Below are 19,123 nucleotides of genomic sequence, written 5' to 3'. Positions count from 1 at the left end.
GAGCACTCATCACGCAACCTCCCCTTCCTCGTAGTCCAGCAGGCTGACCTCGACGAGCACATCCGGCGCGGTCAAGGTCCCGTCCTCGAACTCCACGGTCACCATCTGCTCCGGATCGCCGGGCCACAGGGTCAGCGCCGCGCCGACCGTGTAGGTCGACCCGCACCCGGCGGAGTCGTCGAAACCGTTCAGGGCCTCCTCAAGCAGCCCGACCAGCACCGCCGTGTGCTCCGCCGCCAGGCCCTTGAAGAAGGACAGCGGGACCGGGCCGGGGGTGACCAGATCGCGGGCGATCGTCTCCAGACGGTTGAGCTCCGCGTCGTTCTGCTCCTCCCCGTGGCGTCGTTCGAGGCCGAGGTCAGGGATCTTGCGAGGCCGCCCAGTCGACTTCGCACCCCGCTCGGTACTGCGCAGGACGACCTTCACCTCGTGACAGGCGCCGGCTTGCGCGATGTCGTGCACGGCGATGTCCTCCTCGGCCGGCGCGAGCGCGTGGCGTGCCGGCCACATCCCGAACGCCGCCGCGAACACCTCATAGGCAGCGGCAGTCGTCGGCTGCGCGTGCAGCATCCGAGCGATCTGCCGAAAGTCCGCACCCACGTCACTGCCGCGTGTCGTGGCGTAGTAACGGCGGTCGATGGCGCCGAGCAGCGCGTGGATGGCATCCGCCGCCGCATCCACGAGACGCTCGATGGACCCCCTGGGTGTGAACCATGCCTGGAGGTCGGCCAACTCCCGCTCTCTGTCGGCCGACCAGCTGTCTTGGGCCTCGGGCTCCAAGATTCCAGCACCTGGAAGGGCCCGCCTCACCACCGACGCCACACCCGCCGCGTTCAGCTCGTCGAAGGCCGAACGCACCCGCCCCAAGGACTGCTCGGTACGTCGGGCGAACTGCCGCAGGGCGAGCAGAATGTGCTCGCGGCTGGTCGCGAACACGGCGTCGTTGCTGACATCGTGCTGGGCCAACGTCCCCACCGCGCTGTAAAAGTCGCCGCCCGCCTCCTGCAACTGCTCCAGATGCGCGTTGACATGCGCCAACGCAGGGGCGAGCATCCCCGCGTCCTCGCGGTAGTTGAGCAGCAGTCCGCGAAGAGTCTGCTCCACGGCGTCGAGCAGCCGAGGCGGCAGCTGCAGGGTGCGGTCGAGACGCCCCACGGCCTCCCGCACGGCAGCGACCATCACCCGCCCCTCCCGGGTCAATGACCACGCCTCACGCCGTCGCCCGCCATCGGCGTAGCTGCCAACCGGGGCGCTGTAGTTCCGGAAACGGGTCACATACCCCGTGTCCGTCAGCCTCTCCACGACCTCCGAAAGGGCCTCGTTGCTGACCGGATCGGCGTACCCGACCTCGGAAAGGAGCCCGCGGATGTCGGACAAGGTCCACATCGGCCCTCGACTGCTCGCCAGCAGCAGCGCCCCGAGTACCGCGGCCGACAACTCCCTCCGCTCGTCGTCCTTGTCGGCGAAGACCCCGAACAGGTCCGTATCGAGCATGCGCCACCAGGCACCGGTCACGTTCAGCTGCCCTTTCGAGTGCGACTCCCCGGACACGTCGATGGCCGAGGCGAGCTCTCAGCTGAAGCCGGGCGCGGCACAGCCGCCCCAGTGTCCGACTCCCACGACACAGCGACATCGAGCACCATAAGGAGCAGCACTGACAATTCACGGAAATAGAACAAAAGGGCGAACGAAATTGGCCTGGCAACTTACGCAGCGCGACTCAAACCCCGAGGGGGCTGCTCAAGCCGGGCATCAGCGCGGTCAAGCACGATGGCCAGGGCGACGACAGCCTCGTCTGCGGAGTCCTTGAGGAGGTGGCCATAGAGGTTGGTGGTGATGGCGAGGGTGGAGTGGCGCATCGTCTTGGAGACGACGGCCGAGGGGATGTCGGCGGCGATCATGATGCTGGCAGGGGTGTGCCGGAGGTCATGAAGCCGATCTTGGGCAGTTCGACCTCGGCGGTGCGTTTGCGGAGGCGCGAGGGTAGTCGGGCGGGCGTGACGCCCATGGCGCAACCCCGGGCCGTTGTCCTGTGCCAGGCAGCAGAACGGCTCTGGCCAGCGGGTTCGACACCAGCAGTGTCCGCGGAGGAAGGTAGGGGCTTGGCGGCGTCCGCCAGCAGGCGGCCGGCGCGAGGCCCGGCCCGGTGGCGAGGAGCGGCAGTGAGCGATCGAAGCGCTATCGAGTGGACGGAAGCGACCTGGAATCCGACCACCGGCTGCGACCGCGTGTCCGCCGGCTGCGACAACTGCTACGCCCTCACCCTGGCCAAGCGTCTGAAGGCGATGGGCGCCGCCAAGTACCAGACGGACGGCGACTCGCGAACGTCCGGCCCCGGCTTCGGACTTGCACTGCACCCGGACGCCCTCGACATCCCGAGGCGCTGGCACAGCCCACGGGTCGTGTTCGTGAACTCCATGAGCGACCTCTTCCACGCCCGGGTGCCGCTGCCATTCGTCCGGGACGTGTTCCAGGTCATCTCCGACACCCCCCAGCACACCTACCAGGTACTGACGAAACGATCCCTGCGGCTACGCCGGGTCGCCGACCGGCTGGAGTGGCCCGACAACCTCTGGATGGGAGTGTCGGTCGAGGACGAGAACCAGCTCGGTCGCGTCGACGACCTGCGAGCCGTCCCGGCCGCCGTCCGGTTCCTCTCGCTGGAACCGCTGCTCGGACCGCTGCCGGGCCTGGATCTCGACGGCATCGGATGGGTGATCGCCGGCGGTGAGTCCGGCCCCCACCACCGTCCGATGGACCCCGCGTGGGTCGCCGGAATTCGCGACGCCTGCCAGACGGCCAGCGTGCCGTTCTTCTTCAAGCAGTGGGGCGGCCGCAACCCCAAGGCCCGCGGCCGCGACCTCAACGGCCGGACCTGGGACGAGATGCCCGCACGAGACCCGATCACCACCTCCTGATCCAGTGCGCCGTGCACGCTCCCTGGTCGCACCGTGACGATTGTGTGATCCTGCCACCGGCAGCGACGGCTCACCGTACCGGGGAGACACATGGCGGCACCGAAGGACGTCATCTGGCCACGCGATCCGCACACCGCCGCCAAGCACGCCCTGCTGCGGCGCTACCTCCAAGCCTGGGCACCGATCATGCTCAGCCACAACGAAGTCGTCACCTACGCCGAAGGTTTCGCAGGCCCTGGCATCTACCGGGACGGCGAGCCCGGCTCTCCCGTCGTCGCCCACCAGGTCTTCTCCGCGGCGCTTCGGCGCAGCCCCAGGAGGGTGAAGATGGTGCTGGTTGAGGAGGACGGCCGGCGCAAGACCGAGCTGGAACGCCGCATCAAGGTAGCCGTCGACTCGTCCAGCGTCCGAGACGACCGGCTCGACGTGCACATAGCCCAGGGCCAGTGCCACCCCGACCTGCTGCAGCAACTGGACCGGACCGGTAGTCTCCACCACCCCATGTTCGTCCTCCTCGATGGCTTCGGCGGCCCGGAAGTCCCCTTCCCCCTGCTGCAACGGATCGCCACCCAGCGCCGCAGCGAGGTGATGGTCACCTTCCAACCCGCCTTCCTCGTACGGTTCTCCGAGAAGGCCGAGCGCCACCGCTCAGCCGGGGACGCCTTCTTCGGGGGCACTGACTGGCAGGGCGTCTTCCAGCAACCGTCCTCCCGGAAAGCCGCCTATCTGCGCGACCGCTACCGCGAGTCCCTCGGACGCGCCGGTTTCCAGCACACCCTGGTCTTCGAGATGATCGACGAAGGCAGCCGCCTCCTCTACCTGATCTTCGGCACCCGCCACGAACGAGGCGTGGAGAAGATGAAAGAGGCCATGTGGGTCGTCGACACCACCTCCGGCATCCGCTACCGCGACCCCAAGGACCCCAACCAGCAGGCCCTCGATCTCGAACTCGAGCCGGACACCGGACCGCTGCGCCGCATCCTGCTTGACCACCTAGCCACCGTGGAGACAGCCCGCAGCGTCGACCAGCTCAAGAAGTTCGCCCTTTTGGAGACCGTCTACCGCCCGACCCAGGTCATACCGCTCCTCAAACGGATGCGCGACCAAGAGGAGATCAACGTCTCCCCAGGTCGGATCACCGGCACCAGTACCGTTACCCCGTTGCGCCAGGGCGCGTTGTTCTGACGCTTCGAGCAAGCCGCAAGCCGTGCCCCCAAGCGGGTGCCGACGCCGAGAAGCCCCCCAGGGCGACCTCAGTGCCTGGCGGCGCTTCGCATCGCTGCCGCATGGGACGGTCCTCGTGCTGGGGCGAACGGGTCGCGCGGTGGCGTAGTGGCCCCATGGAGTTCGGCGCACCACACTGGTCAGTCGCTGCTGCGGAGTAGCGAGGCTGTGGTACTCGAACTCACGCCCACCAAGATCAAAGATCACCGGCCACGGAGTCCAGTGGCTCGGACCCGGCCGATCAGCAGCCGGGTCCGAGGGCCTGACGCCCGACCGCTCACGCCGCCTTGCCGAAGTGGTGGCCGACCGATGAGCCGGGCTGGCTGGCCATCTCGGCGTCCGCCCGGTCGAGGGCGGAAGCGAGTGCCGTGACGGCTTCGTCGGCCGAGTCCTTGAGGAGGTGGCCGTAGAGGTTGATGGTGACGGCGATGGTGGAGTGGCGCAGGGTCTTGGAGACGACGGCGATGGGGATGTTCTCGGCGATCATGATGCTGGCCGCAGTGTGCCTCAGGTCGTGAAGGCCGATGCGGGGCAGGCCGAGTTCGGTGGTGCGCTTGCGGAGCTGGTCGAGGACCCACTGGGGCCGCAGCGGCGATCCGCCCGGGCGGCCGAAGACCAGCCCCTCCAGCCGGCCGTCCGGATGGGCGTTCATCTGGATCGCGGCCTGGCGGTGGAGGGCGGCCATGACTCTGGGGGAGAGGCTGATCCAGGCGCGGCTGGCTTCGGTCTTGGGCTCGCGGAGGTGGATCTTGCCGTTGTCGATGGCGGCGAGGGTCCAGCGGACGTAGAGCTTGCGGTCCATGAGGTGGACGTCCGACCAGTGCAGGGCGAGGACCTCGCCGCGGCGCATGCCGGTGCCGAGCATGACCTCGAACAGGTCGGTCAGCTGGTCGGCGTACTGCTCGGCGTTGTGGCGCAGGAAGGTGGCGGCCTCGTCGGGGGTCCAGCTGGTGCGCTCGGTGGCGCGGGGCTTGGGCGGCACGGAGTGCTTGGCCGGGTTGTAGCGCAGCCCCCAGGCGCGCACGGCGGCGTTCAGGGCGTTGCGCAGGGTGGAGACGATCCGGTAGACGGTGACCTTGCCGCGCTTGGCCTTGCGCTGGGCGGCGATCCAGCGCTCGATGTGCTTGGGACGCAGGTCGGGCAGCCGGTAGTGGCCGAAGGCGGGGATCAGGTCCCGCTCCACGCACGCCTCGTAGCCGGCGTACGTGTTCGGCGCGAGCTCCTCCTTCTTCACGGCCAGCCACTGCCGCAGGAAACTCGCCACGGTCGTGCGCCGGTCCTCGTACACCCCGCGCAGCTCACCGTCCAGCACCGCCCTCATCTCCCGGGCCGCCTCCGCACGGCTGGCGAACCCGCCCCGCCGGCGGGTCTTTCGCTTCCCGTCCTCCGGGGCCAGGTCGACGCAGTACGTCCACGACCCGTGACCCGCCTCCTCCAACAACCGCACACACCACGGACCCAACTGCCTCCCGTGACCGTCCGAACAACCACACCGCCGGTACACCCGACCACGCTGCGCACGCTGTCCCATGAGCTTCCCCTTCTCTCGGACTGAGTGGTGCCTCTGGGGCAAGAGTGGCTGCCGTGTCGGGTGTGGCGGCAGAGCGTGCGGGGCGGTGCGCGAAGCACTCAGAACCAGACAGCGAAGACACGCTCAAGACGACACACCGCCCGGAAGATCACGATCCGCAGCCGGTGGGTAAGCGACCGTGATCCGCTCGCAGGAACCAGTGCTGCAGGCAGGCCGATGTCGTCGACCTGTCTACTGCAGAGCGCCGGTTTGATCCGCCGAGACGTCTGATTCCGCTCCGCCGACTGACACGATCGGGGTCTAGGCAGGCGAGCCGGACTAGCGATTGGTGGCCGATCGAACGGCGTCCCCGGCCCGGTCGGATCGCCCTTCCCAAGCCCCAGACGGGTGGCCGTCTCGGCCTTGGAGAGGTTCCACGTCCGGATGATCGACTGCGATCACCATGCGGTCGCCAATGCGGAATTGGGGCTCTGACCCGCGTCCCTCGGTGGGACCTCGCCTGGGCGTACCGATGCGCAGACGGCTGCCTCGGTACCTCTGCGGATGATGCCGACACTAATCAGTTTCTCGACCTGGAGGTCATGTGGGTGAACGGTGGGTCAGGTGAGCCGGCCAAGGGCGGCGCCTGGTCGAAGCGGGCGGGTGGCCGGGGCCTCGGAGGAACGCTCCGCATGCGCCGACCTGCCCGCGCTCGGACGGGGCCTGGGGAACCCTGCGGGCGGGCGTGCCTGCTCATGCGGTCGGGCGCGTTGGTCGGACGAGTCGGTCGCGGTGGGCTTCGGCTTCGCGGACGAGCTGGGCCATGTGTTCGCGGCTTCGGCACCGGTGTTGTTTTGGCCTGTTCATAGGTCCAGTCCTGCGCATCGCCGTCAATGCCGCCTACGCCGTCGAGGTCGTCGTCCTCCTCGTGGAGGGGCCGGCAGCCGTGGATGCCCGTGTTCGTCGGCGGCTCTACGGCTCAGTGCCCAGGAGAGGGCAGTGCGAGCGCCTGGCGGCGGACTTCGGCCGCTTTGTCGGTGTCGCTGCCCGTGATCGTGGCGACCCCGGAGGGCGAGGGCTGTCCTTCGACGGTCACGGCGACAAATGAAGTGTGCGGGTTGGCCTTGGCTGCGGCATTCAGTGCCTGCCCGAAGGTGGGGCCAACTGCGACGATCAAGTCGCAATGCTGAGCGGCGAGTCCGGCGAGATAGGGAAGCGCCTGGTCGGCGGTGGTGGCTGCAGGGAATAGCTGTTGGACATTCAACTTGCCCTGCTGGGATGCCTCTTGGAGGGCTGCCCAGATCGTACTCGTGTCAGTCCGATTGCCGGCCTCGGTGGTGTCGCCGGTCAGGCAGGCGGTGCGGCGTCCGGCGATGTTTGAAGGCGTGACCGGGGCCGGTCGATTGTCCGCCGTGTCGTCTGTCCCGAGGGTGAGCAGCGCGACGACAGTGGCGACGGTCAGGGCTGAGACGAGTCCGAGCGCCCAGCGCACGTGCGGGCTGGTGGGGAACATCATGACGGGCTGCTCCTGGCGCGTAGTGGTCGTTGGCGTGGACGACGGAGTCCAGCGGTGACGTCAAGCTTCGCCCAGCGGTTTCTCTCGCCAGGTAAAGAACATGAAAAAAGTCTGAAGATCATATGCGGGCATTATGGGAGGTATTTCCATCAATTGACCATGGGGTTGTCGATTTTGATCTGTACCGAAAGGGCTTGAGCCGGATAGGAAGGAGGCGGGCCGGAGTCAGGGGAGACTCGGCTGCTTCGTCGGTATTTGTGGGGGATTGGTCATGCGTCGCTGGCTTGCGTTCATCACGGCCCTGGGTGTCCTGCTGACGGTCGGCACTCAGGAGGCGAGCGCGTTCACTGCTGCCAATGCGCCGGCCCGGACGGCCACTCTGAACACCCCGCAACAGCTCAGTGGTGACCCGAGCCAGGGGGGCCACACGGTTTCCTCCTCGCAAACCAAGAAGGACGGCGGCGCTCCCGGGGGGACCGCTCACCAGCCGGGCCCAGGCGAGTTGCCCGAGACCAGAGCGGTGGCGGGAGATACCGCCACTCACCCCTCGGGCGACGGGCAACCCAAGACCCAGGTGAGGGGCGAGGCTGTCACCCCGCCGCCGTCACTGGAACACCGCCCCGGTGATGCCAAGCCCGGCAGTCCACGGTCCGGCGACCCGGCGCAGCCGAAGGCTGCCGCACCGCAGAATGACACCAAGGACGACAAGGGGGCGAAGAACCGCAACGCCAAGTCCGCGGTGCCCTCGGCGCAGGACCTCCAGGCCCGTAACGACGCGGTCACCGGTGCCGGCTCCCCGGCGCCGTCCGCCGAGGGCACCGAGGTCACCGGTGCCCGGACCGACAGCACCTCGGTCTACCAGAACCCGGACGGTACCAGGACTCTGCGCGTGTACCCCCGGCCCGTGCACTACCGGAAGGCAGACGGCAGCTGGGGCGACATCAACACCAACTTCTCGCTCGACCGCTCCGGTCGCTGGGCCGAGCAGGCCAACAGCCAGCAGGCCACCTTTGCCGTCAAGTCCGATGATCCCTCGGTCGTGAGTTGGTCCCTGGACTCCGGGCACACGGTCTCCTACGGCCTGCAGGGCGCGGCATCGGTTCGCGGTGTCGTCCAGGGCGACACCTTGACCTACCCACTCGCGCGCCCCGCAAGTGACGTCGTCTACAACGGCCTTGCCCAGGGCATCAAGGAATCGCTGGTCCTGCATGATGCGACCGCCCCGACGAGCTGGCTCTTCCCGCTGCACGCCACCGGGTTGACCCCGGCGATCGGGCCGGCCGGCGAGGTGCAGTTCAAGGATGCCTCCGGTGCGGTTCGGCTGACGATTCCGCGCGGCTTCATGATGGACGCGAAGGTCGACCCGGCCTCCGGCGACGGCGTGGTCAGCGACGGTGTCCGCTACCGCCTGGTCGATCAGAACGGCGTTCCCGCTCTGCAGATGGACCTGGACGAAACCTGGCTGCACGATCCCAGGCGTGTCTTCCCGATCACCGTCGACCCGTCGACCACGTCCATTGGCGTCGGCCAGTCGACCTTCGTCCGGTCAGACCAGACCGCGAACTTCTCAACCGACCCACTACTGCGGATCGGCACCTCAGACGGCGGCGCCTCGAAGGTGAACAGCTACCTCTACTTCCCCAGCGTGGCCGGCGCGCTACAGAACGACTACCTGCACGCCGTCAGCCTCAACCTGAACAACACGCATTCGTATGAGTGCTCGCCGCACCCGGTGTACGTCAACCAGATCACCAGTGGGTGGGACCCGGCGACGATCAACACCTACCCGGGTGTATCGATCGGTCAGCAGGTGGGCACCGCCAGCTTCTCCGCGGGCGACACGTGCGGGGGCGCGATGTGGGAGCCCATCGACCTGGGGCGCAGCCACAACGACCCGGGCGTCCAACTGGTCGAGAGCTGGGCCCGCGGCGGCGCTAACTACGGCCTCGCGCTGACGGCCAGCACCACCGACTCCAACCACTGGAAGAAGTTCTCCAGCGCCAACAGCGCCTACCCGCCCTACCTGTCGATCGTCTACAGCGACTGGGCGGCGACCTACGCTCCGGCCGGCAGCTACATGCCGCCGACCTACAACACGCCCGGCTACCAGCAGGTCACCCTGACCAACATGGCGGCCAACTGGTGGAACTCGCAGAGCATGCAGGTCAAGGCGCGCCTGTTCGACTCGAACTGGAACGAGCAATGGTTCAACGCTCCGCTCACCGGCGTTTCCGGGCTGGTCAAGACCTATGACTCCGTGACCGTCAACGGGGTGATCCCGCCACTGCCGCTCGGACATTCCTACTACCTCTGCTGGGACGGGTACGTCGGCGGAACCACGTCCCTGCACGACTCCCACTCGATACCCTTCGGCACCTGCAACACCGTCTCCGGGGCCAACACCGCTCCCCAGCTGGACGTACTGGCGCCACCCAACAACACCGTGGTCGGCAACCTCACCCCGCAGCTCTACGCCACCGGCCACGACCCGGACAACTATCCCGGTACGGGGCTGGACTACGACTTCCGGGTCTACACCAACCCGTCGTCGGGCGACCCGCAGCTCATTGCCGAATCGGGTTGGCAGTCCAGCACCTCGTGGGCGGTACCGACCGGCAAACTCGCCTGGAACACTAGCTACCTATGGAACGTCAAGGTCGGCGACCACATCGGTGAGAGCCCGCTGTCCAGCACCGTCTCCTTCTCCACTCAGGTCCAACAGCCGGTGATCACCTCCCACCTGGGCGGTGCGGTCGGCGACGGGGCCGGCCGTCCCTTCGACGCCAAGGTCGGCAACTACACCACGGCAGCCACCGACGCGGACGTCAAGAGCATCGGACCGGCGCTGACGGTCAACCGCTCGTACAACTCCCTGGATCCGCGCGCGTCGACGCTGTTCGGCAACGGCTGGACCTCGAACTTCGACATGCGGGTCCAGCCCGACAACGACGGCACCGACTCTGTCGTCCTCACCACCGCCAGCGGCCGGGCGGCCCGCTTCGGGGCCGACCCGAACAAGGGTGCCCTGTACACGCCGCCATCGGGCGAGTTCCAGTCCCTCACCAAGGTCGCTGCCGGGTTCGACCTGATGGCCAAGGACGGTACCCGCTACGAGTTCCACGTCGTCTCGGGCGACGGCTATGCGTTGTCCCTGGTGCGCGACGCGGTCGGCCGCACCCAGGAGCTGAGTTACACCAACGGCGTTCTGACGACGGTGAAGGACACATCGTCGAGCCGGGTGCTGCATTTCGAGTGGACGACCGGCAACCGGCACGTCGCGAAGGTCTACACCGACCCGGCGACCGGGGCTGACTGGAACACCGCCCAGGCCTGGACCTACACGTACAACACCAGCAATCTCGATCAGTTGGACCAGGTCTGCGCACCGGCGACCGGCGGGAACACCGCCCGATCCTGCACCACCTACACCTACGGCACCGGATCGCACCTGCGCTCGGCGGTCCTGGACTCCGCGCCGGCCTCGTACTGGCGCCTCGGGGAGAAGTCGGGCAGCACCGCCGCCAGCGAGGTGGCCGAGAACCAGGGCAACGACAACGCACGCTACTCCAGCACGGGTGTCACCCTTGGCACGCCCGGCCCCACCGCCTTCGGGCCTACCGCCTCCGGTGCCACGGCCGCGACCTTCGACGGATCCTCCGGCTTCGTCGGGCTCCCGTCGAGTGTTCTGGACACCTCCTCGTACACCTCGGTCGGCCTCTGGTTCAAGACCACCAGCTGGGGCGTACTGTTCAGCTACCAGGCCGACGCCTTCCCGGGGAACGGAACCACCCCGGTCAACTACACCCCCGCACTGTTCGTCGGCCGGTCCGGCAAGCTGCACGGCAAGTTCTGGAACGGCCCGTCGAACACCATCGACTCCAAGAATCCGGTCAACGACGACAAGTGGCACTTCGCCCTGCTCTCGGCGGCCGGCAATACCCAGACCCTCTACCTGGACGGCGACGCGCAGGGCACGCTCCCGGGAGCCGTGATCGCCCCCGGACAGCGGTCCGAAGCGGTCGGCGGCGGCTTCCTCAGCTCCGGCTGGCCGGACAACCCGTACGGCCAGCCGGGCCAGGCGAACTACTTCAACGGCAGCATCAGCGACGTCGCCTTCTACAACAGGGCCCTGGGGGCGCCGGCCGTCAAGTCCTTGTGGCAGGCGGGCAGCCAGCAGTCGGTCGAACTCTCCGGTATCAAGCTTCCCTCGGGTAAGTCCCGGCTGGCCGTGACCTACGACACCGTCAACGACCGGGCCGCCAAGGTGACCGACGAGAACGGCGGCACCTGGTCGCTCGAGCAGCCGACCGTGACCGGTTCCTCCCAGGAATACCGCGGCTCGGTCATGGGATCCCGGCCAAACGGATACTGGCGGCTGTCAGACGGCGCCGGCGCGCAGGCCTCCAACCAGGTCTACACACCACGACCGACCCCCAACAACGGCACCTACGCCAACGTCGACCTCGGTTCACCCGGCCCGATGACCGGCTCGACCGGCTCCGCGTCCTTCGACGGCACTACCTCCTGGGCGGAACTGCCCGCTGCCTACGCCCCGCAGAACGGTCCTGGCGCGCTCGCCCTGTGGTTCCGTACGGACCGCGCCGGCGTGCTGCTCTCGTACCAGTCGTTCCCGGTCAACGGCACCCCCAACGGCACGACCGACCGCTGGAACCCGGCCCTGTACGTCGACAGCAACGGCAAGCTGCGCGCCCAGCTGTGGATGGGCGATGCCGCACCAACCCTGGCCAGCGGTGCCACCGTCACGGACAACAAGTGGCACTTTGCGGTGATCTCCGCCGACACTCAGAGCAGCCAAACCCTCTACCTCGACGGCACGCAGGCCGCCGGCCCGCTCAATGGCACGATCATTCCCAACGGCACCGGCCACGTCTTCCTCGGCGCGGGCAACGTCACCGGGGGCTGGCCGCAGGCACCGGCCGACCGGGCGGGCCACTTCAAGGGCCAGCTCGCCGACGCAGCCGCGTACCCGCACGGTCTGAGCGCCACCGCCGTCTCCGCGCTCTACCGGCTCGCCACCACCGCCGACGCCACCCAGTACGACGCCGCGGTGGTGGACGGCAAGCCCACCGGCTACTGGCGTCTCGGCGACACCGCCGGCAACCAGGCCGCCGAGCTGATCTCCTCGGCCGCGCTCGCCCAGAACCGTGGCACCAACCACAACACCACCTGCTGCCAGACCGGCCCCTGGGCCTCCGGGACCTCGACGGCCACCGGCTTCAACGGCACCAACGCCTACGTGCAACTTCCCCCCAACACCGCGCCCAAGCACTGGGGCGCGGCCACCGTCGAGCTGTGGTTCAAGACCACCGCCCCCGGCGTGCTGTACAGCTACCAGTCCTTCCCGATCGACGGAAAGCCGAACGGATCGACCGACCGCTGGAATCCGGCGCTCTACATCGGCTCGGACAAGAAGCTCTATGGCGCCCTGTGGACCGGCTCGGCGAACAACGCCCTGGTCTCGTCCTCCACCGTCACGGACGGAGCCTGGCACCACGTCGCCCTGGCAGGCGACAGCAACGGCCAGACCCTCTACTTGGACGGCGCCCCCACCGCGACCAGCACCACGGCGCTGCCCATCACCTACAACGGCTCGGCCTACGCCTACCTCGGCGCCGGCTGGACCGGCGGTGGCTGGCCCAACCCTCCCTCGGACCAGGTCGGCTACTTCAACGGTGCCATCGCCGACTTCTCGATCTTCCGCTACCCGCTCAGCAAGGACACGGTCTCCGCCCACTACAACCGCGCGACCTCCGCAGCCGTGGTAGGCGGCCTGGACGCCGCGAGCGCCTACCGCGCCGAGGAGATCCAGGACAGCGCAGTCGGCTACTGGCGCCTCAACGATCCGTCCGGATCCTGGTACGCCGCGAGCCAACTGGGCTCCGCCCGTCCGGACGTCAACAGCGGCAACCTGACCGACGTCTTGCTGAACGGCAACGGCCCCTCCAGCGACCCCAACCAGAGGTCGGCCGTGTTCAACGGCACCACCTCGCAGATCCAGCTACCGGCCGACGCCGCGCCCGTCCGGGGGCCGGCCAGTATCGAGTTGTGGTTCAAGACCACGAGCGGTGGACCCTTGTACAGCTACCAGGACTTCCCGGTGGGCGGTCCGTTGGGGAACAGCTGGAACCCTGCCCTGTACGTCGGTTCGGACGGCCGAATCCACGGCGAGTTCTGGATGGGCCCGAACACCGTCATGACCTCCGACCGGACGGTCAATGACGGCAAGTGGCACCAGGTGGTCCTTGCCGCCGACGACAGCGGCCAGACCATCTACATCGACGGACAGGCCAGCGCCTCCGACACCAGCGGGCGCAAGATCACATTCAATGGCACCCCGTACGTCTACCTCGGTGCCGGCACTACCAGTCCGGGCTGGCCCGGCGGCGGCTCCGACCACTTCGCGGGCAACATTGCGGAGGCTTCCTACTACACCAGCCGGATCGACGCTGCCACGGTGGCAGCCCACTACAAGGCCATGGGCAACGGCGGTACCGCCACACCAGTGACCACCGCGATCGTCACGGACCCGACCGGCTACAAGCTGACCTACCAGTACGACACCCGCTCCTCCCGGCTGCTCTCCCGTAGCGACGGCTATGGGAACACCACCCGCTACAGCTACGACACCGCCGGCTACCTCTACGCCGTCAGCGACGCGAACGGACACACCATCACCACCGGGCACGACGCCCGCGGCAACACCGTCTCCCGGACCACCTGCCGCGGCGCCGGGAGCTGCCAGACCAGCTACGCCACCTACTACCTCGACGCCGGCAACCCGTTCAACCTGGCCAACGACAAGATCCTGACCTCCAGCGACGCCCGGTCCTCCGGCCCCAGCGACACCACGTACACCACCCGCTACACCTACGACGCCTACGGTCAGTTGGCCTCCACCACCCTCCCGGCGACGCCGGACTTTCCCAAGGGCCGGGTCAGCTACACCCTGCGCACCAACGCGTCCACCCCGGCCGTGAACGGTGGAACGGTCCCGATCGGACTGGTTCGGAGCCAGACCGGCCTGCTCGACCCGGTGGCCTACCCGGACCCCAACAACATCCCCGCCGACCAACAGACCACATACCTCTACCAGAACAACGGCGACGTAGCCTCCGTCATCTCGCCACTTCGGCCCAAGGCCAGCTACGGCTACGACAACCTGGGCCGCACCATCAGCCAGTCGTTCAACTGCGACGACTGCCCGGGCGGAACCATCACCGCACCCCGGACGCTGGAGACCGACTACACCTGGGACGGCCAAGGCAACCAGGTCACCCGCACCGAGCCGTACACCACCGACGCTGTCACGGGTGCCAAACACACCCGGCAGACCACCAGTGCCTACGACATCGACGGCAACCAGGTGAGCCGTACCGTCGCCGACACCACTGGCGGTGACCAGGCACGCACCACGACCTGGACGTACGAGCCTGACACCAGCCGGGTGAAGCAGGTCAAGGACGCCGGGGGCCACCTCACCTCGTTCACCTACGACCGCTACGGCAACACCGCCACCCGGACCGACGCGGCCGGCACCACCTACAGCTACAGCTACTCGCCGATGGGGCAGCTGCAGCAGACCGCCATCACCAACTACACCGGAAGCAGCGCCACCCCGACCGCACCGCGCTGGCAGGTCATCGGCTCCCGTGCCTACGACCCCGCAGGCCGCCTCGCCACCGACACAGACGGCATGGGCCGCACCACCCACACGTACTACAACGACGACAACACCGTCGCCGAGATCGACCTCGACGGCTACCACAACACCGACGGCACGCTGCGCAACGTGGTGCTCCAGCAGAACACCTACGACGACGCGGGCCACCTCGCTCAGCAGGTGACGGGCGGCGGCAAGACCACCACCGCCACCGCCTACGACGCGGCCGGCCGAGTCATCCGGACGACCGTGGACCCCGGCGGCCTCAACCGCACCACCGTGTACACCTACGACGTTGCGAATCGCCCGACCACCGTGGTCAGTACCGGCGGCGCGGACACGAGCTCGACCGAGACGGACTACGCCTACGACGTCACCGGGAACGTGCTCAAGCAGACAGCCCGCAACCAGCCCGCCGACTCGGTGGTGGTGAACGGTTACAACAGCCGCGGTCTGCGGATCAGCACCATCAGCCCGAACGGGAACGCGGTCGGCGCCGACCCGGCCGCCTACACCAGCAGCGTCGCCTACGACGAGGCCGGCCGGCCTACGGTCACCACCGGCCCGCTGGTCAGCGCGGAGTCGTTCGACCCGACCAGCCGCGGCAGCAAGTCGCAGCAGGTCCGGCCGATCGGCCGGATGGGTTACGACACCTTCGGCCAGTCGACCTCCCAGGTCGACGCGCTGGGCAACACGGTCACCTACACCTACGACCTGGACGGCAACCGGGTAGCCGTGGCTGGTGCCGCCTACACCGACCCGCAGTCCGGCACCACGATCACCCCGACCTCGACGGCGGAATATGACGCGCTCGGCCGGCCCGTCACGACCGTCATCGACCCGACCGGCCTCAAGCTGACCCGCACCATGCGATACGACCAGGCCGGCAACGTGGTGCAGACCACCCTCCCACCATCCGGGGGTACTAGCACCCCGACCGTCACCAACTCCTACGACCTGGACGGCGAACTGCTCGCCACCACCGGTCCCACGGGCGCGGTCAGCCAGTCAACCTACGACGACCTCGGGCGGCGCATCACCAGCACCCAACTGGAGCGCTACCCGGCAGCGGCCGCCTACACCACCACCTTCACCTGGGATGACGCGGGCAACCAGCTCAGCTCCACCACGCCCGGCGGCGGCACGAGCAAGGCCACCTACAACGCCGCAGGCCAGGTGCTCAGCGCCATTGACCCCGCAGGCCTCACCGTCCGCCAGGCCTACGACGGCTTGGGCCGTGCCGGCCGGGTGACCAAAGCAGACGGCACCACGACCGTCACCGGGTACGACAGGCTGGGACGGACGGTGAGCACGACCGACCTGGACACCATCGGCGCAGCCGTGGCCACCCAGTACGCCACGTACGACCTGGAAGGCAACGTCCTCAGCGCCACCGACAAGGTGGCGACCAGCGCCGACATCGCTGCACACGCACGACAGTTCAGCTACAACCCGGCAGGGCAAATCGTCCAGCAGGTCGAACCGGTCGCCGCCGGCCAGACGATCACCACTTCCTACGGCTACGACACTGGCGGGCGCAAAACCCGCTGGACCAACGGGAAGAACATCCCGGTCTACTACACCTACAACAGCCTCGGCCTCCCCGAATCGACCGTCGAGCCTCCTACCAGCGCCCACCCGACCGCCGCCGAAAGCCTGTTCACCACCAGCTATGACGCCGCCGGCCGAGCCGTCACCCTGACCGAGCCCGGAGGCGTGGTCCGCCGCCGCAGCTATGACGGCGCGGGCAACCTGACCCAGGAGACCGCCACTGGAGCGGAGGTGGCGACCCCGAACCGCACCCTCGGCTACGACGCCGCCGGCCGCCTCACATCGGCCGGCACCCTCGGCGCCACTCCCGACACCTACAGCTACAACGACCGCGGCCAACTGCTCACCTCCGCCGGCCCCGGCGGCGCCAGCAACTACAGCTACAACGGCGACAGCCGGATGACCGCCCGAACCGACGCGGCGGGCACCACCTCCTTCGGCTACAACGCAGCCGGCCAAGTCACGAGCGCAACGGACCCGTTGACCGGTACCACGGTCGGGTACGACTACGACACGGCTGGGCGCCTGGCCACCGAGCGCTACGGTACCGGCGGCACCCGCAGCTACGGCTACGACAACCTCGGCCGGCTGCGCGACGACACCATCAAGAACCCGAGCGGGGCGGCCGTCGCGTCGATCGGCTATGGCTACGACCTCAACAACCGGATCACCAGCAAGACCACTACCGGCACGGCAGGGGCCGCCACCAACCAGTACGGCTACGACCTGGCTGGGCGACTCACCTCGTGGAACAACGGCGCTACCGCCTCCGCGTACGCCTGGGACGCGGCCGGAAACCGGACCTCGGCCGGGGGCGCCACGTCGACCTTCGACGAGCGCAACGAACTGCTCAACGACGGCTCCACGGCGTACAGTTACTCGGCCCGTGGCACCCTTGCAGGCAGCACTGCTCAGGGCTCCCAGCCCAAGGACGTCCAGTTCGACGGCTTCGACCGGATGGTCAAGGAAGGAACGTCCACCTACACCTACGACTCGACCGATCGCGTCGCCCAAGCAGGAAACGCCACCTTGACCTACGACGGCGGCTCCAACAACGTCGTCACGGACGGCACGGCCAGCTACACCCGCAGCCCCGGCGGCAGGCTCCTCGGCACGGCCACTACGGGCGCAACGCCGAACCCGCGCCTGGTGATCAGCGACCAGCACACCGACGTGGTCGCCACCATCGACCCGGCTGCCAAGGGCGTCGCAGGCTCCACCGCCTACGACCCCTTCGGCAAGCCCACGGCCAGCGCCGGGGCCACCAACTCGATTGGCTACCAGAGCGGGTGGACCGACCCAACCTCGGGCGACGTCAACATGGCCGCCCGCTGGTACCGGCCCGGCAGTGGTACCTTCGCCTCACGTGACTCCCGGCAACTGGGCACCAGCCCGTCCGCCCAGGGGAACCGGTTCACCTATGGCAACGGCGACCCGACCGACTCGACCGACCCGTCCGGGCACAGTCCCTGTCAGACTCTCCGACGTTTTGTGCCCTTTCGAATCCCGCTCGTGTGCATCCCCGAGCCGGAGGATTATGGGTGGGACCTCCCCCCGGCGCTCAGGGAATTGTTCGACAAGAACATACCCCCGGGGTTCGAACATGGCTGGCCCGATGATCCGGAGATCCCGGGTTACAGCAGTGGGAGGGCCTCGACCCCCATACCGCGCGAGATCCCGATCGAAAGCCTTGGCCTGCTCCCCGGCCGCGATGGTTCCGGAGGTGGTGGCCGCAGCCACCCAGGTCCGGGCCGCAAGCAACCCGCTCCACGCACACATCCCGGCCCCACCTTGCCCCGGCCTAAGCCGCCAGCGGACATCCGCCCGATCAACGACCACGAGCGCCCCCACGCCGACCCCAACCCGTTCGACTTCTCCACGGACACGATCGTCGCAGTCGGCATCGCCGTCGTGACCACCGTGGTTGCTGAAGGCACAGCGGTCGTCGTCGGCACCGTCACCACAGTCGGCCCCGGCCTCGTCGCCGGCGGCGACGCCCTGATCGACCTCCTCACCGAGCCGGAGCCCAAGCCGATTCCGGCCCCGCGCCCCGGAGACCCGGGGGGAGTAGACAAGCGTCGGGACGACAACTGCTTGCGCGGTGGCGAGGGCTGGGTCGACCTAGGTGACTCCGATGCTGAACACGGCGGCCGTGCTACCGGTGTCGAGGCATGCTTGAACACCGCATACCTAGCTGACCCCGAACACAAGGGCACCCGGACCGATGTCGAGAAGGTCGCACCTCCCGGATACTTGTGGGCCAAGAGGTATGCGGGTTGGCTCGGCCTGAACGCCAGCCAGGCCATCAACGCCTGCCACGTACTCGGCAGCCAGTTGAGCGGCTCGGGCACCGACCTTCGGAACATCTCGACCTGCTCGCGTTCCGCTAATACCTATGTGAAGCAGCCTCAGTTCGGTCCTATCCCGCAGAATATGAACTATTGGGAGGATAAGGCGAGGGAGGCCATAGATGGCGGGCAGATCGTTCATTACAAGGTGGTTCCAAAATATGATGGAGACAGAACCGTCCCCGTCTCCTACGAGATGTCTGCTCAAGGAATGTATCCCGATGGTCGACCCGGCCTCCGGTTCAACGAGGTGGTGCCCAATATGATCCTCAGCCCGAGTAAGGGTTGGCGGAACCTCGGGTTGGTGACGCACACTGATACCGGCCAGCCGGTTCCGGTCGGCAGTGAGCCCTGACCGTTGATCCATCACTCTGA

General features: G+C 68.0%; 7 protein-coding genes and 1 pseudogene. 3 read left to right on the top strand and 5 right to left on the bottom strand.

All coding sequences use genetic code 11. From position 1 onward, the window contains the following. Positions 1–9 precede the first annotated feature (9 nt). Both AB2U05_RS07790 and AB2U05_RS07785 read right to left on the bottom strand, forming a co-directional pair. Positions 10–1,515, bottom strand: coding sequence for a DUF2397 family protein (locus tag AB2U05_RS07790; protein WP_369182851.1), 1,506 nt, complete (start codon positions 1,513–1,515; stop codon positions 10–12). A gap of 191 nt (positions 1,516–1,706) precedes the next feature. Beyond that, entirely contained in the window at positions 1,707–1,901 is a 195-nt protein-coding gene (locus AB2U05_RS07785; protein ID WP_369182850.1) for a hypothetical protein, read from the bottom strand. 261 nt (positions 1,902–2,162) lie between these two features. Here AB2U05_RS07785 and AB2U05_RS07780 point away from each other — a divergent pair, with 261 nt between their 5' ends. Next, on the top strand, positions 2,163–2,918 hold the full coding sequence (locus tag AB2U05_RS07780; protein ID WP_369182849.1) for a DUF5131 family protein: 756 nt from the start codon (positions 2,163–2,165) through the stop codon (positions 2,916–2,918). A gap of 90 nt (positions 2,919–3,008) precedes the next feature. Further along, on the top strand, positions 3,009–4,103 hold the full coding sequence (locus AB2U05_RS07775) for a three-Cys-motif partner protein TcmP (protein ID WP_369182848.1): 1,095 nt from the start codon (positions 3,009–3,011) through the stop codon (positions 4,101–4,103). Between the two features lie 316 nt (positions 4,104–4,419). On the opposite strand, the gene AB2U05_RS07770 is transcribed toward AB2U05_RS07775, so the two are convergent. From AB2U05_RS07770 to AB2U05_RS07760, 3 genes and pseudogenes are all read right to left on the bottom strand, one after another. Continuing rightward, the gene (locus tag AB2U05_RS07770) at positions 4,420–5,463 is read right to left on the bottom strand and encodes a tyrosine-type recombinase/integrase (RefSeq protein ID WP_369185923.1); all 1,044 of its coding nucleotides are present in this window, start codon (positions 5,461–5,463) and stop codon (positions 4,420–4,422) included. After that, positions 5,464–5,673 (bottom strand): annotated as a pseudogene (locus AB2U05_RS07765) (Arm DNA-binding domain-containing protein); the annotation flags it as partial. It abuts the gene before it with no gap. Between the two features lie 958 nt (positions 5,674–6,631). Continuing rightward, on the bottom strand, positions 6,632–7,168 hold the full coding sequence (locus AB2U05_RS07760; protein ID WP_369182847.1) for a hypothetical protein: 537 nt from the start codon (positions 7,166–7,168) through the stop codon (positions 6,632–6,634). A gap of 271 nt (positions 7,169–7,439) precedes the next feature. Between AB2U05_RS07760 and AB2U05_RS07755 the strand changes: the two genes are divergently transcribed. After that, positions 7,440–19,103, top strand: coding sequence for a LamG-like jellyroll fold domain-containing protein (locus tag AB2U05_RS07755; RefSeq protein ID WP_369185922.1), 11,664 nt, complete (start codon positions 7,440–7,442; stop codon positions 19,101–19,103). Positions 19,104–19,123 lie beyond the last annotated feature (20 nt).

It is taken from the genome of Streptomyces sp. Y1, from assembly GCF_041053115.1.
Classification (GTDB): Bacteria; Actinomycetota; Actinomycetes; order Streptomycetales; family Streptomycetaceae; genus Kitasatospora; species Kitasatospora rubellomurina.
This window is presented reverse-complemented; position numbering and strand designations above follow the sequence as displayed.